Here is a 247-nt window from a genome sequence, read left to right as displayed (position 1 = left end):
GCTCTCAAGAAACTAACCTGAAGACGGCACCTGTCATGCAGCCGTCCCCACGGGATTGATCTGGAAGCCCAGCGCGGCGGCGCGGCGTTTGAGGGCGGCGACGCTGCGCTGGTGTTGTTGTTCCTCGTAGCGCTGCTGGCCCTGATCGACAAAGGCCTCGCCGCGGGTCAGCATGAAGTACACCATGCGCGCGAGCTTGTGCGCGGTGGCGGTATTGGCGCGCGGCTTGTCCATGCGGGCGCACAGC

1 pseudogene is annotated in these 247 nt (G+C 65.6%); it reads right to left on the bottom strand.

Going from position 1 to position 247, the window contains the following annotated elements:
• Positions 1 to 33 precede the first annotated feature (33 nt).
• A pseudogene (locus ACYP5B_RS02975) lies at positions 34 to 247 on the bottom strand (IS110 family transposase); the annotation flags it as partial.

It is taken from the genome of Cupriavidus sp. 8B (genome assembly GCF_054589115.1).
This window is presented reverse-complemented; position numbering and strand designations above follow the sequence as displayed.